13 protein-coding genes are annotated in these 13,277 nt (G+C 66.6%); 3 read left to right on the top strand and 10 right to left on the bottom strand.

Annotated elements, in window-relative coordinates:
• The first annotated feature begins 15 nt into the window (after positions 1-15).
• Positions 16-825, top strand: coding sequence for a tetratricopeptide repeat protein (locus tag MLE27_RS02530; RefSeq protein ID WP_243310311.1), 810 nt, complete (start codon positions 16-18; stop codon positions 823-825).
• A 6-nt stretch (positions 826-831) separates the two neighbouring features.
• Positions 832-2,151, top strand: a complete 1,320-nt coding sequence (locus tag MLE27_RS02525; RefSeq protein ID WP_243310310.1) for an FAD-binding protein — start codon at positions 832-834, stop codon at positions 2,149-2,151.
• A gap of 214 nt (positions 2,152-2,365) precedes the next feature.
• Here MLE27_RS02525 and MLE27_RS02520 read toward each other — a convergent pair whose 3' ends face one another.
• Both MLE27_RS02520 and MLE27_RS02515 read right to left on the bottom strand, forming a co-directional pair.
• Positions 2,366-3,775, bottom strand: coding sequence for a sigma-54-dependent transcriptional regulator (locus tag MLE27_RS02520; RefSeq protein ID WP_243310309.1), 1,410 nt, complete (start codon positions 3,773-3,775; stop codon positions 2,366-2,368).
• A 10-nt stretch (positions 3,776-3,785) separates the two neighbouring features.
• Positions 3,786-5,300 carry a PAS domain-containing sensor histidine kinase gene (locus tag MLE27_RS02515; RefSeq protein ID WP_279355637.1) on the bottom strand — a complete coding sequence of 505 codons (1,515 nt, stop codon included), beginning with the start codon at positions 5,298-5,300 and terminating at the stop codon, positions 3,786-3,788.
• Positions 5,301-5,476: 176 nt separating this feature from the next.
• Between MLE27_RS02515 and MLE27_RS02510 the strand changes: the two genes are divergently transcribed.
• Positions 5,477-6,148 carry a DUF47 domain-containing protein gene (locus tag MLE27_RS02510; RefSeq protein WP_243310307.1) on the top strand — a complete coding sequence of 224 codons (672 nt, stop codon included), beginning with the start codon at positions 5,477-5,479 and terminating at the stop codon, positions 6,146-6,148.
• A 215-nt stretch (positions 6,149-6,363) separates the two neighbouring features.
• Here the strand turns inward: MLE27_RS02510 and MLE27_RS02505 are convergent, their stop codons facing one another.
• From MLE27_RS02505 to MLE27_RS02470, 8 genes are all read right to left on the bottom strand, one after another.
• On the bottom strand, positions 6,364-6,801 hold the full coding sequence (locus MLE27_RS02505) for a bacteriohemerythrin (RefSeq protein WP_243310306.1): 438 nt from the start codon (positions 6,799-6,801) through the stop codon (positions 6,364-6,366).
• A 108-nt stretch (positions 6,802-6,909) separates the two neighbouring features.
• Positions 6,910-7,899 carry an alpha/beta hydrolase gene (locus MLE27_RS02500; RefSeq protein ID WP_243310305.1) on the bottom strand — a complete coding sequence of 330 codons (990 nt, stop codon included), beginning with the start codon at positions 7,897-7,899 and terminating at the stop codon, positions 6,910-6,912.
• 150 nt (positions 7,900-8,049) lie between these two features.
• On the bottom strand, positions 8,050-8,556 hold the full coding sequence (gene pal, locus MLE27_RS02495) for a peptidoglycan-associated lipoprotein Pal (RefSeq protein ID WP_243310304.1): 507 nt from the start codon (positions 8,554-8,556) through the stop codon (positions 8,050-8,052).
• A gap of 177 nt (positions 8,557-8,733) precedes the next feature.
• Complete coding sequence (locus MLE27_RS02490; protein ID WP_243310303.1) at positions 8,734-10,056, bottom strand: translocation protein TolB; 1,323 nt, start codon at positions 10,054-10,056, stop codon at positions 8,734-8,736.
• A 3-nt stretch (positions 10,057-10,059) separates the two neighbouring features.
• Positions 10,060-11,205, bottom strand: coding sequence for a cell envelope integrity protein TolA (tolA, locus tag MLE27_RS02485; protein ID WP_243310302.1), 1,146 nt, complete (start codon positions 11,203-11,205; stop codon positions 10,060-10,062).
• A 37-nt stretch (positions 11,206-11,242) separates the two neighbouring features.
• A complete protein-coding gene (tolR, locus tag MLE27_RS02480) occupies positions 11,243-11,692 on the bottom strand; it encodes a protein TolR (RefSeq protein ID WP_243310301.1) in 450 nt (149 codons plus the stop codon).
• 1 nt (position 11,693) lies between these two features.
• On the bottom strand, positions 11,694-12,434 hold the full coding sequence (locus tag MLE27_RS02475; protein ID WP_243310300.1) for a MotA/TolQ/ExbB proton channel family protein: 741 nt from the start codon (positions 12,432-12,434) through the stop codon (positions 11,694-11,696).
• Between the two features lie 4 nt (positions 12,435-12,438).
• Complete coding sequence (locus MLE27_RS02470; RefSeq protein ID WP_243310299.1) at positions 12,439-13,200, bottom strand: SIR2 family NAD-dependent protein deacylase; 762 nt, start codon at positions 13,198-13,200, stop codon at positions 12,439-12,441.
• Positions 13,201-13,277 lie beyond the last annotated feature (77 nt).

The raw sequence follows: 13,277 nt of genomic DNA, 5'->3' as shown, positions 1-13,277 counted from the left end.
TCAGGAAGGTGGGAAATGTCCGCCGAACTCACCAAGGCCAGGAAACAGATCAGCGAGGTCAACTCGTACCTCAAGCAGGTGAAGCCGCTTCCCGCGGTGAACGCCCTGTACGAGGCCGTGGCCGCCATCCTCAAGGCCCCCTTGATGAAGGCGGAGCGCGACGAGTTCGGCAAGCTCATCGAACAGGCCGTTTACCAGCTCAACAACAACAGGACGCTGCGCAAGCTGTATCCGCTCATTATCCCCTACGTGGCGGGGGACGAAAAAGGCCTCCTGGAAGTTCTGCGGGAGCTGCTGCGCGAGCTGCAGGCCAACACCGTGGAGGAGGCCAAGGATCAGATGGAGGGGCGCTCCAAGCGCCGGGCCGAGGGCATCGCCCTGGGCCTGCAGCAGCTTGAGGCCAAGGATTTCGACCAGGCCCGCAAGACCTTCGCCTCCCTCTGCCGGGAGTTCCCCAACGATGCGGAGTTGCGCGCCGAAATCGCGGAGATCTACATCCAGGCCGAGATGTTCCAGGACGCCTTCGGCTACCTGGACGAAGCCCTCAACCTGAGCCCCGACCAGCTCAGGCTCTACAACCGCATCGGCATCGTGCTGCGCAAGCTCGGCCAGTTCGAGCTGGGCGAGAAGTACTTCATGCGCGCCGTGAACTACGCCAAGGACGACCCCAACCTCTATTTCAACCTGGGCCGCCTCTACATCGACTGGGAACGCTGGGACAAGACAGAGAAGGCCGCCAAGCTGGCCCTCAAGCTCGACCCGCAGTTCGTGCAGGCCCAGAAGATGCTCACCTTCGCCCTGAACAAGCAGGGCAAGGGAGCCTAGGGGCCCGTGCCGCCCTCACGGGTGGACGTGCTGATCCTCGGCGGCGGCCTTGCCGGGCTGCGCGCCGCGCTGAGTTGTTTGTCCGCCGCCCCGAAACTGCGGGTGGCGGTCGTCTCCCTCGCTTCAGTCCCCTCCGGCTCCTCCTTCGCCAACCGCAACGACGCCCTGGGCGTCCACGTCTGCCTGAACGACTCCGAGCGCGAACAATACGTGCGTGAGGTCCAGGCCCTGAACCGGGGCCAGGCCGTTCTCGATGCGCGCCTGCTCGCCATCCAGGCGGAGGAGGGCGCGGCGCGGCTGGCCGACCTGATCGGGCTGGGCCTGCCCTTCGAGCGCGACGAGCGCGGCGCGCTGATTCCCCGTTCCTCCTGCTTCTCCCCTGATTCCCGCCGGGCCTACGTGTTCAAGGGCCTTGAACGCGCCTGGGGCTGTTTCAAGGCCCGGCTGGACGCCCTGGGGTGCCTGTTCGTGCCGGGTGTCCTGCCTGTATCCGTTCGCGGCGGTAGGGAGCCTGGCGCGCTGCTCCTGCCTGTGGGCGGCGGCGCGGCCGTTCCGGTGCGTGCGAGGGCTGTGGTCGCGGCTCTGGGCGGCCCGGCGAGGCTGTTCCGGCACACCATGAGCGGGCCGGGGGCGCCCGGGTACAGCCACGGGCTGCTGGCGCACGCAGGAGCGGACATGGCCAACTGCGGGTACCTGCAATACATGTGGGGCACGGTGCCGGGGAAGCGCTTCTTCCAACCCGGGGACTGGAGCGGCGCGGACCCGGCGCTGGCAGGGGCGCGCCGGGGGCACTGCCCGTTCGGCTACGGGCTGGAGGATTCGGCCGTGGATTTGGCCCTGGCCGCGATGATGGAGCAGGACGGCACGGTGCGGCTGGAAGAGGGGCGTGTCGCGCCCATGGCCCACGCCAGCAACGGCGGGGCGGTCATCGACGAATGGGCGCAGACCCGCGTGCAGGGCCTGCTGGCCTGCGGTGAGTGCGCCACCGGGATGCACGGGGCCAACCGCATCGGCGGAGGCATGGTGCTGGCCACGCAGGTGTTCGGGCATAGGGCGGGTACGCGAGCGGCGGAGCTGGCGCAGGGCTCGGATGGTGGGCGCGGCCCGGACTGGGAGGCTCCCGTCATCGACCGCGCCGAAAGAATTGCAGGCCTGCGCTGGCTGGCGAAGGGGCTGTCGCGGTTCGCCGTCCTGGGCGGACGGCCGGGGCATCAGGAGTTCTTGTGGGACGTGCGGGTGCGGCTGGAAACGGCGCGGGACTGGCGGTTGCGGCTCAGCTTACGGACGGGGGAGTTTATTCTGGACGGGCTGCCAGGATGGCTGTAGGCGGGGCGGTTTGATTCAGGAGGAGCCTCCGGCGGGCAAAGGGCTGCGCCCTCTGCACTCCCAAACAGCTTCGCCTTGCTATCGGTGTGGTCGCGTTCTCGTCGGTAATACGCAATGAATGCGAAGCGGAAATGGATTCCAAAGGAACGAAGTTCCTTTGGCGGGAGAATCCAGAGAGGGCGGAGCCCTCTTTGGCCACCGGAGGCCTTCCTCCTTATCCCTCTCCCTTCCTCTTCTTCGTCAACAACCTCCTATTCAACGCCTGCCGCGTAATCCCCAGCATCTTCGCGGCCTCGCTCTGGTTGCCCCCGGCGCGCTCCAGAGCCTCTTGAATAATCCGCTCTTCCGCCTGTTTCAGCGTGGGCACGGGCTGCCCCCCGCCTTCCTCCAGCACCGGCGGGAACAGTTCCGGCCCGGCGCCCTTGCGCACCGAGCCTATCCAGGCCCGCAGCGGCTCCATGGGCAAACTATCCCCCTCGCAGAGGGCTACGGCGTTGAAGATCATGGCCTCCAGCTCCCGGATGTTGCCCGGGAAGCCGTGCCCGGCCAAGAGCGGCAGGAACTCCGGGGGCGTGGCGGGCACGGGCTTGCCCAGCCGCTCCGCCGCCTTGACCAGGAAGTGCCGTGCCAGCAGGGGCAGGTCGTCCATGCGTTCGCGCAGCGGGGGGATGGCCACGTAGTGCGTGCGCAGCCGGAAGAAGAGGTCGCTGCGGAACTGGTCGCGCTCGATGAGCTCCTCCAGCGGCTGGTTGGTGGCCACGATGAGCCGGGCCTCCAGGGGCTTGGTGGTGTCCGAACCGAGCTGGTAGTACTCGCGCTCCTGGATGATGCGAAGCAGCTTGAGCTGCGAGGCCTTGCCCAGGTCGCCGATCTCGTCCAGGAACAGGCTGCCCCCGGCGGCCTCCTCGATGAGGCCCCTGCGGCCGATGGAGGCCCCGGTGAAGGCGCCTTTCTTGTGGCCGAAGAGCGTGTCGGAGAACATGGCGTCGTCCAGGCCCGCCACGTTGACGCCCACGAACTTGCCGGTGAGGCCGCTGGCGTCGTGGATGGCGCGGGCCACCAGCTCCTTGCCGACGCCCGTCTCCCCCGCGATGAGCACGGGCTCGCTGGAGGGGGCCACGGCCTCCACGTAGGCCACCACGGCCTTCATGCGCGGGTTCTCCGTGACGATGCGCGCCGTGGGGGAGGGCTTCTCCTTCTCGGCGGAGTCCTCCTTCCGGGCCGGGGGCGCGGGTTCCTGGCGTTGCTCCAGGGCGTGGCGCACGGCCGAGAGCAGGTGCGCGCGGTCCACCGGCTTGACCAGGTAGTCCACGGACCCGGCGCGCATGCAGCGCACGGCGGTCTCCACCTCGTTGTAGCCCGTGACGATGATGACCGGTATCTCGGGGAATTCGTCCTTGATGAAGGCCAGCAGCTCCTCGCCCTTGAGGTGCGGCATGCACAGGTCCAGCATGATGAGGGAGACGGTCTGGCCGCGCAGGATGTTCTTGACCTCGCGCGGGTCCGAGCAGCGGATGGTGTTGGTCAGCCCGGAGTAGCGCAGGTTGAGGTCGTAGCTCTGCAGGGCCTGCTCCTCGTCGTCCACGAGCAGGATGGGGTGCCTGGGGATGGGGGCGGCGCTCATGGCCTGGCGATTACTGCATGGCGGCGGGGAGGGCAATGGCGGCCGTGGTTCCCTCGCCGGGTTCGGATTCGATGATGAGCCTGCCGCCGTGCTCGCGGGCGATGGAGAGGCTGATGGAAAGGCCCAGGCCCGTGCCGCCCTGCTCGCGCTTGGTGGAGTAGTAGGGGTCGGTGACGCGGGGGATGTCCTGCGGGGGTATGCCCACGCCCTGGTCGATCACGCTGATGCGCACGCTGCCGGACTGCTCGTCGTGGGTGGTCGCGATCTCGATGCCCTGCTCGGGGGAGCGCAAGGCGTGGCAGGCGTTCTGCACCAGGTTGACCACGATCTGCTCCAGGCGGTGCCTGCGGCCGCGCACCGGGGGAAGGCCCGCGCCGTAGCGCACCGAGAAACGGCTGGTGTGCATGCCGATGGTCTTGCTCATGAGCAGCACGGCGGTCTGGACCACGTCGTTGACGGAGAGCATCTCGAAGCCGCTCTCCATGTCCTGCCGGGCGAAGTTCTTGAGCTCGCGCACGAAGTCGCGGATGCGCTGCGAGCCCTCGATGATGCCGCCGAGCAGTTGGGGCACGTGGGCGGTCACGTCGTCCAGGGGGATGCCGCCCAGGGCCGCGCCAGGCTCCTTGTCGGCCAGCTCGCGCAGGCGGGGGCTCACCGCGTTCCAGAGGTCCAGCACCAGGGGGGCGTTGAGCATGATGAAGTTGTTGGGGTTGCTGATCTCGTGCGCCACCTCGGAGACCAGCGTGCCCAGGGAGACCAGCCTGTCCGCGTGCATGAACTGCGACTCGGTGACCTTCTGGTCGGTCACGTCCAGGCCGGTGGCCTGGAAATCCTTGATGTGGCCGGTGCGGTAGAAGAAGCCCTGGATGATCCAGCGCAGCCAGAGCGGGCGGCCTTCCTCGTCGCCGTCCACGCGCAGCTCCAACTCGGCGATGGGGTTGTCCGTGGTGATGGTGTCCACGGCCTGGCCGAACAGCTCGCGCACTTCGGGCGGGAGCAGCAGCAGAAAGTGCTGGCCCAGGATGGTCTCGCGGTCCATGTTGAAATACCGGCTGGCGGCCGTGTTGGCGTAGGTGAGGCTCCAGTCGGGCAGGAAGCAGCAGATGAGGTCGGGCCGGGTCTCCACGATGGACTGGTAGAGGTTCTTGCGGTTGAGCAGGCCCTCGATGGCCACCTTGTAGCGGGTGATGTTGTCCACCATCAGGCGGTGCGCCGTGCCGCCCTGCGGCAGCGGGCTCATGTCGGTGCGCACGCGGACCCAGGCCAGGCCGCCGTCGCGCATGGCCACGGGCTTGTCGATGTCGCGCCAGCCCCCGGAGGACTCCAGAAGTTCGGAGATGTCGCCGCACAGGCCCAGGCAGAACATGCTCAGCACGTCGCGGAACTCCATGAGCTCCAGGTCGGCCAGGGTGCATTCCGTCAATGTGAAAAAGGCGGGGTTGGCGTAGAAAACCCGGTAGTCGTCGTCGGCGAGCACGACTGCCATCGGCAGGCTTCCGTATAAGGCGTCGAGTGCTTCTCGCATGGGGCTCACGTGGGGCGGTGCGGCCGATGGCATGCATCACCCTCTGGTCGGGTATGAATTGCTCCTATATCCTCTTGTAACGTTTGGCAAGTTGCTGTTACAGGTTTCACAAGCGTGTTACAAGGCGGACCGTGGGGTCCATCCTGCACACCCCGCGCCGATCGACAGGAGCTGACATGTTACTTTCACGTCTGCTGGTGAAGATTACCGGCCGTAAATGCCTGGAAGGGCTCTACGAACATTACGAGCCCGTGGCCAAGGGCGTCGTGGTGGTTCAGGCCGCCATGAGCGAATACTCCAAGACCGGCTTCAGCCTGGCCTTTCAGACCCTCTCCGCCCAGATAGACACCCTGGAGGGGCAGGCGGACAAGATCAAGCGCAGGATCAGGAACCACCTGCCCAGGGCCATGTTCCTGGAGGTGGATAAGACCCTCTTCCTAAACTACACCCGCAGCCAGGACAACATCCTGGACGAGGCCCAGCACGCCCTGAACTGGCTGGGAATGCGCCCCATGAACCTGCCCTGCGAGCTGCTGCTCGGAGCCAAGGCCGCCACCAAGGAGACATGCCATTCGGTCGAGCTGCTCAAGCCCGCCATAGAGGCCACCATCGACCTGGTGTACGGCAAGGTGGACGACCGCTCCGCCGTCAAGGAGACCTTTCACAACATCCGCCTGCAGCACCACAAGGCCTCAAAGGCCTGGCGCAAGCTCATCCGCGAGGCCTACGACGTGGAGTGCGATTTCCGCGACGTGTACCAGTTCCTGAAATTCGTGGAGCACATGCACGCCATGAGCCACAACGCCGAGGGCTCGGCGGACGTGCTGCGGGCCATGATAGCGCGCTGAAGCCCGGAAGGGGCCAGGCCGGAAAATAAGGAAAGGGCCGCCGAGCAGTGTGTTCGGCGGCCCTTTTTTGCGCTTGAGCCGGGTGTTTTCCAGCCTGAAGGCTGGGCGCCGCGCCCCGGAAGGCTGGATGCACAAGGGCCTGGAAGCGGATGCCTCATGCCGTCGGCCCCTGCGCCCCGGGACACGGAACGCGAGCGGGCCCGGAACTCACCCGGTCAGGCCCTGCGTCCTGCGATACCGTTCCTTCCGGCTTGATCGAGCACGAAGGGGGCGTATTGCCTGTCTTCCTTGTTGATGTGGGTGAGCCACCATTCCTTGAGGAAGGCCAGGGCTTTCATGTCCGTATCGATGTTCGTGGAGGCCTCCTGGGCGATGGCCTTCGTCCGCTTCATCAACGCCCTGTGCAGGGTCACATGCTGTTCCATGTGGGGGTATCCGGCGGCGGCGATCAATTCCTCCTCCACGAGGAAATGAACGGACGTGAAGTGCAGCAGCCCCATCAGGGTGGGGACGATGATCTTCTCGCCGCGACCTTCGTGCACGAAGGAGTAGTAGGAGTTGATGATCGAGACGATGCCCCTGTGCTGCTCGTCGATGATGGGTATGCCGAGGCAGTTGGATTCGTTCCAGACGATGTACAGATTGCTGGCCATGAGCTCGCTCCGTTCAGGTGATGGGGCATGCGTCCCCGCTCCCAACATATAGGCTGGCCTCTTCCCGCACAAGGCCGATTCGTAGCGAAAGGGGTATCGTCCGGTATTCTACAGGGCAGGAGCCACAGCCGGACAGAAAGCCCTGCGCAGGGCGTCCCCGGCCATGCCCAGCGCCGCCAAGGTGGCCTGGGAGCGGGCCAGGGCGTTGTTCGCCGCGAAACCGTGGACCGTGCCGAGCATGCGCACCGCGCACACGGGCACGCCCGCGTTGGCCAGGCGGCGGGCGTAGAGCTCCCCCTCGTCGCGCAGCACGTCGAACTCGGCCGTGATGACCAGGGCCGGGGGCAGGCCCGCAAGGGTCTCGGCCGGGGCCTGGAGCACGGAGGAGGTGGGCAGGGCGCGCTGGGCGGCGTCGGGAGCGTACTGCTCCCAGTACCAGAGCATGTCCTGCCGGGTCAGGTTGAGCCCGGTGGCGAATTGCTCATAGCTGGGCTGGGAGCAGGTGGCGTCGGTGACGGGGTAGAGCAGCGTCTGGTGGGCGATGGCCGGTCCGCCGCGCTGCTTGCTGAGCATGCACGCGGCCGTGGCCACGTTGGCCCCGGCGCTGTCGCCGCCCACGGCCATTCGCGCGGGGTCCAGCCCCAGGGCCGGGGCGTTCTCCGCAAGCCAGCGCAAGGCAGCGTAGCCTTCCTCCACGGCCACGGGGTAGCGGGCCTCGGGGGCGCGCGAGTAGCGCACCATGAGCACCGCCGCGCCGCTCGCGGTCATGAGGTCGCGGGCGAGCCTGTCGTGGCTGTCGGGGCTGCCCAGCACCCAGCCGCCGCCGTGGAAATAGACCAGCACAGGCAGCTTCCCGGAAGCGCCCTCAGGCTTGAGCAGGCGCAGGCGCAGCATGCCGGAAGGGCCGCACGCGGCCTCTATCTCACGCACGTCGGCTGCGGGGGCCGCTCCCGGCGGGAGGGCCTGGGCGGCCTCCACGCCCTTTCGGGCCGCCGCGACCGGCACCGAATAGACCGGGGGCAGTTGCGCCGCGAAGCGCGCCTGCAAGTGCGCCAGGGCGTCGGGTTCCAGGGACTGGGCGATATGTTCGGGTATCATCGTTGCGTTCTCCTGACCGGGCTGCCGCCCGGGGTGTCTCGGCTGTCTGTCGCCACGCTGCGGGCGAAACGGGGCTGGGCAATCCGCAGGCCAAAGAAAAAAGGCCGCAGGAAACCCTGCGGCCTTTCTGTCAGCAGATGCTCGTGCGGTCTAGTAGCTGGGCTTGAACTCGTCGCGACGGTTCTTGGACCAGGCGGCTTCGTTGTGGCCGGGATCCAGGGGACGCTCCTTGCCGTAGCTCACGATGGAGAGGCGGGAAGCGGTGACGCCCAGGTTGGCCAGGTAGTCGGCCGCGGCGCGGGCGCGGCGCTCGCCCAGGGCGAGGTTGTACTCGGCGGTGCCACGCTCGTCGCAGTGACCCTCGACGACCAGCTTGATCTCGGGGTACTGCTTCAGGATCTCGGCCTTGCGGGTCAGGATCTGGCGGGATTCGGGCTTGAGGTCGTAGCGGTCCAGATCGAAGTAGATCATGGAGCCGAGCTCACCGGCGACCTTGGCCAGCTTTTCGCGCAGTTCGCGCTCCTTGGCGAGGCGCTCGCGCTCCTGCTCTTCCCAGGAGTCCTTGTCGGGTCCGGCGACCTTCTTGCTGGCGCAGCCGAAGCTCAGCAGCGAGACGCACATAAGAGCCAAAATAGCCAATAACAGTCTGTTCTTCATGAGTTGATCCTCCTCTTGCGGTAGATGACGCGGCCACCCATTACCGCGTTACGCTGTACGGAAAATTGATCCGCCAACGGGCGAAACTCATACTCTCTTAGATGAAAAAGGCAAGTCCGCCGGGGGGCGAATCCAAACTAATGCCTCAGTCTTTCACGATGGAAATCTTAGCGTGTATCAATCCTTTCCGACGACCGGGCTGAAGGCGGGCATCAGGGCTTCGCCTTCACCGGTGGGAATCTGCACTGCGCCGTCTCCGTTGCGGGTGGTCAGGTACAGTTTGCGACCGCCCGCCCTGCTGGAGGAGAAGGCGATGAAGTAGCTGTCCGGCGCGAAGCTGGGGTTCTCATCGGAGCCGGGGCCGAAGCTCACCTGCTTTTCCGAGTCGGTGGCCACCTCGTACACGTAGATGCGGTGGCCGCCGCCGCCCTGCTTGGAGTAGGTGACGAACTTGCCGTCCGGGCTCATGGAGGGGTTGGTGTTGTACCCGCTCTTGGAGGCCCGGCGCACCGAACCGGAGGAGAGGTCCTTGATGAACACGTTGGGGTTGCCCAGCCGGTCGGAGACGAAGGCCATCAGATTGCCGGACTGGTCGAAGCTGGGGGAGACGTCGATGGAGGAGTCCGCCACCAGGGTGCCGGCGGTGTTCTTGTAGGAACCGTCGAGGGTGAAGATGTCGGTGTTGCCCCGGATGTTCAGGGCCACGGCGATGGAGCCGCCGGGGGTGAAGTGCGGGCTGATGACCGTGGAGCTGGGCAGCGTGTACACGTTGGCCTTGCCCCCGCCCCAGACGCCCAGATAGTGCGAGGTGGAGCCGATCAGGGTGAAGCAGATGCGCGAGCCGTCCCAGGACCAGGCCGGGGAGATGGCCATGCCCAGGTCGCCGTAGCGGGTCACCTGGGCCAGGTCGCGGCCCATGGCCCCGACCATCCAGATGTCCTTGCCCTTGCCGGAGGGGCGCACGAAGGCCAGCTTGGCCTTGAAGATGGTGCCCTGGCCGGTGAGCAGGGCCATGAGCTCCATGCAGAAGCGGTCGGCCACCTCGGGCAGCTGGTCACGGGTGACGCCGGAGTACACCTTGCCCAGCAGGAGCTTCTGGGAGAACACCTCGAAGGCGCGCAGTTCAACGTCGCCCATGCCCTTGCCCGGCTTCCAGACCGAGGTGATCATCAGGTCCACCTTGGCAAGGGAGAAGGGCTTGAAGTCGATCTGGTCGGCCTTGGGGCCGGAGAGGCGCGCCCCGCCGAGAATGTCGGCGTCGCTCATGACCTTGAGGAAGGGCATGAACGAGAGGTTCTTGCGGATGAGCTCGTTGAGGTACTGGGCGTCGCTCGGCAGGTTCGGGTCTCCGAAGGGCTGCGCCTGGACCACGTTCATACGGGCTTGGCCCGGGCCGTGGATGTCCACGGAGAGATTGTCCTGAGCGAAGGCGGCGGAGCAGAGGCAGAGCGCCGCACACGCCGTGGCCAGCAGTTTGATGATGCCGCGGGGAGCTGTCATGTCTTAACGCTGTTCCTGGGAGTTGAAATTGAGTGTGAGCAGATTCAACGTGGGCGAGGGCGGAGCGGGCAGGTTTTCGGTCTCCTGCACGGCCCGCAGCGCCGAGTTGTCGAAATCCGCGCGACCCGATGACTGGACTATTCTCATATTCTGGATTCGTCCATCCCTGGCGATCTGCAATTCCACCTGGCAGACGAGCTTCAGGTTGGCGAACTGCGGGAAGCGCCAGTTCTGTTTGACGAGCTTCTCCACGATGGCGGCGTAGACCTGCAACGTGGCGCCCGCGCCACCGCCGCCGCCACCGCCACCGCCGCCGCCACCGCCCTGGCCGGCCTGCTGGCGCAGCTTGGCCAGCTCCTGGGCCACGGTGTTGGCGTTGGACGAGCCGGAACCGCCCGCCTTGGACTTGGCGTCCTTGAGGGCCTGGTTGAGCACGTCCTGACGTTCCTTGGCGGCCTTGTCGGCAGCGTCCTTGGCGGCTTTTTCCTTGGCTGCCTTGTCGGCGGCCTCCTTGGCGGCCTTCTCGGCCGCTTCCTTCTCGGCCTTCTCCTTGGCTGCCTTGTCAGCCGCGTCCTTGGCCGCCTTCTCCTTGGCGGCTTTGTCGGCGGCCTCCTTGGCGGCTTTTTCCTTGGCCGCCTTCTCGGCGGCCTCTTTCTCGCGCTTGGCGTTTTCAGCCGCAATGCGCGCGGCCTCGGCCTTCTCGGCGGCCGCCTTTTCAGCGGCTGCCTTCTCGGCGGCGGCTTTCTTGGCGGCGTCTTCGGCCGCGGCCTTCTTGGCAGCCTCTTCGGCCGCCTTTTTCGCCGCGTCCTCGGCGGCCTTCTTGGCCGCTTCCTGCTGGGCCTTGAGCTCGGCCTGGTCGGGCTTGGGCGGTTCGGGGATGGGCTTGGCCTCCTGCGGGCCGGGGGGCACGTCGGCCTTGGGGCCGGGAGGCTCGGGGGTGTTGGGCTGGCCGGGCTGGCCCTCGCCTTCCCAGCCAGGGGCGGCGTCGGGCTTCAGGGCGGGGCCGGGGGTGCGCAGGTCGATGAGCTCCACCTCGTAGACGGGGACGTCCAGGCGGATGGTGCGCATCTCCAGATTGGTGAGCAGGATGCTCCCCAACACCACCGTGAGGTGGAGGAATATGGAAAAAAGCCAGCTAAGATAGCGCATGTTTATCTGAGGGCGCCGCCGCTAAGGCGTGGCGGCGTCACTTTTTCTGACGGGCCTGGGTTTTTTCTTCCTTGGCGGGGGCGTCGGGTTCCGCCACCACGCCAAGCTTGTCCACGCCCGCGGTCTTGAGCACGCCCATCACCTGCACCACCAGGCCGTAGGGCACTTCCTTGTCGGCGCGCAGGAACATGAGCTTCTTTTGGTCGGTGACCAGGCGCTTGATGTGGCCGGGCAGCTCGTCCATGGTGACCGTGTACTCGTCAATGTGCAGGGTGCCTTCCTTCTTGATGGTCAGCACGATGTTCTCGGAGTCCTTGGGCAGGGTGGTGACGGCCTTGGTCTGGGGCAGGTCCACCTCGAGGCCCTGGGTCATCATGGGCGCGGTGACCATGAAGATGATGAGCAGCACCAGCATCACGTCCACGAAGGGCGTGACGTTGATCTCGGCGAGGAAGCCCTCCCCGCCGCCCCCTGTGGACATGCCCATGCTAGTACTCCTCCCGGGTGCGTCCGCCTTCCGGGCGGGGGCTCTGCTTGGGGGCCCAGCTCACCTCGCGCTGGATGCGGTTGAGGAACGCGCCCGAGAAGCCGATGAGCTCGCGCTCGATGTGGCGGATGTAGCCCAGGTAGAAGTTGTAGGCCAGGGTGGCGGGGATGGCCACGCCCAGGCCGATGGCCGTGGCCACCAGCGCCTCGGAGATGCCGGGGGCCACCGCGGCCAGGGCGGCGCTCTGCTGCAGGCCGATGGAGTGGAAGGAGTTCATGATGCCCCAGACCGTGCCGAACAGGCCGATGAAGGGCGAGGCGTTGGCGCAGGTGGCCAGGAAGGAGAGCGACTTGGTGAGCATGCCCAGCTCCGTGGCGACGGCCTGGCGCAGGGTGCGGCGGATGTTGTCCATGGCCACGCGGGACTTCTCGGCCGGGTCCAGGTCGGACTCCTCCATGCGCATGAGCTCCTCGAAGGCCTGCAGGCCCACCGCGTAGCAGGGGGACTGCTTGTTCTGGCTCACGGAACGCATGGCGGTCTTGAGGTTCTCCGCCTCCTGAAAGAGCTTGGCGTCTCTGGCGGCGTCCTTGCGGGCGGCGCTCAGGGTGAACAGCTTCATGAAGATGATGCTCCAACTGGCCAGGGACATGGTCACCAGCAGGCCCATCACGCATTTGACGGTCAGGGTCGCGTTGGCCAGCATTTCCAGGATGCCGCCATGCGGCGTCAACGACTCAAGCATAGTATCACCTTGCGGTATGGTTTCGCGTGCCCAGCAGCAGGTCGGCCAGCCTGGGCAGGAGTTCTTCAGCCTTGCCGCTGGCCACGGCCTCGCACAAGTGCGCCATGCGGCTCGACTGGACGTTTATCTCGACTACTTTCCCGCCGGTGCGGTTGCACAGCGCGGGCAATGCATTGGCCGGGGCCACCTCGCACGACGTCCCGGCGATGAGCAGCAACTCCGCACCGGAGGCCAATTGACCGCTTTTGTTCAAGGCGTCAAGTGGGATGGCCTCCCCGAAGAAGACGATGTCCGGCCGGACCACGCCGCCGCAGGAGCAACGCCAGGGAGCGGTGGCCGCCGTGATCGCGGACGCCTGCGAGGCTGGGTAGGCCTCCTTGCAGGCGTTGCAGTGGTAGCTGGCCATGCCGCCGTGGAATTCGACCACGTTCAAGGAGCCCGCGCGCTGGTGCAGCCCGTCGATGTTCTGGGTCACGACCGCTTCCAGCAGGCCCTCCCGCTCCAGGCGGGCCAGCGCCAGGTGCGCCGGGTTGGGGCTGGCGGCGTCCATCACGCGCACGGCGTCCATCAGGAAGTCCCACACGGCGGCGGGGTTGTCGTCCAGGGCCTCGACGGTGGCCACCCGCATGGGGTCGTAGCGGGACCACAGGCCCCCCGGGCTGCGGAAGTCCGGGATGCCGCTGGCCACCGAAATCCCCGCTCCGGTCAGGGCGACAGCCTTGCCGTTGCGGGGCCACAACTTCGCTATCTGCTCGATCACATCCATGCTGTATCGGTCGCTCCATTCATGCGACGAAGGCTTTTCCGGCGCTGCGCCGCCCTGCGCGGCGGTAGCAGATTGGG

It is taken from the genome of Fundidesulfovibrio agrisoli, from assembly GCF_022808715.1.
Lineage (GTDB): Bacteria > Desulfobacterota > Desulfovibrionia > Desulfovibrionales > Desulfovibrionaceae > Fundidesulfovibrio > Fundidesulfovibrio agrisoli.
The sequence above is the reverse complement of the archived record's forward strand: the minus strand, read 5'-3'. Positions and strand labels throughout refer to the sequence as shown.

Coding starts and splice junctions, on each gene's coding strand:
- MLE27_RS02510 (WP_243310307.1), top strand. CDS start 5,477: ATGTTACTTTCACGTCTGCTGGTGAAGATTACCGGCCGTAAATGCCTG.
- MLE27_RS02520 (WP_243310309.1), bottom strand. CDS start 3,775: ATGAGCGCCGCCCCCATCCCCAGGCACCCCATCCTGCTCGTGGACGAC.
- MLE27_RS02500 (WP_243310305.1), bottom strand. CDS start 7,899: ATGATACCCGAACATATCGCCCAGTCCCTGGAACCCGACGCCCTGGCG.
- MLE27_RS02475 (WP_243310300.1), bottom strand. CDS start 12,434: ATGCTTGAGTCGTTGACGCCGCATGGCGGCATCCTGGAAATGCTGGCC.
- MLE27_RS02470 (WP_243310299.1), bottom strand. CDS start 13,200: ATGGATGTGATCGAGCAGATAGCGAAGTTGTGGCCCCGCAACGGCAAG.
- tolA (WP_243310302.1), bottom strand. CDS start 11,205: ATGCGCTATCTTAGCTGGCTTTTTTCCATATTCCTCCACCTCACGGTG.
- MLE27_RS02515 (WP_279355637.1), bottom strand. CDS start 5,300: ATGCGAGAAGCACTCGACGCCTTATACGGAAGCCTGCCGATGGCAGTC.
- pal (WP_243310304.1), bottom strand. CDS start 8,556: ATGAAGAACAGACTGTTATTGGCTATTTTGGCTCTTATGTGCGTCTCG.
- tolR (WP_243310301.1), bottom strand. CDS start 11,692: ATGGGCATGTCCACAGGGGGCGGCGGGGAGGGCTTCCTCGCCGAGATC.
- MLE27_RS02490 (WP_243310303.1), bottom strand. CDS start 10,056: ATGACAGCTCCCCGCGGCATCATCAAACTGCTGGCCACGGCGTGTGCG.
- MLE27_RS02530 (WP_243310311.1), top strand. CDS start 16: ATGTCCGCCGAACTCACCAAGGCCAGGAAACAGATCAGCGAGGTCAAC.
- MLE27_RS02505 (WP_243310306.1), bottom strand. CDS start 6,801: ATGGCCAGCAATCTGTACATCGTCTGGAACGAATCCAACTGCCTCGGC.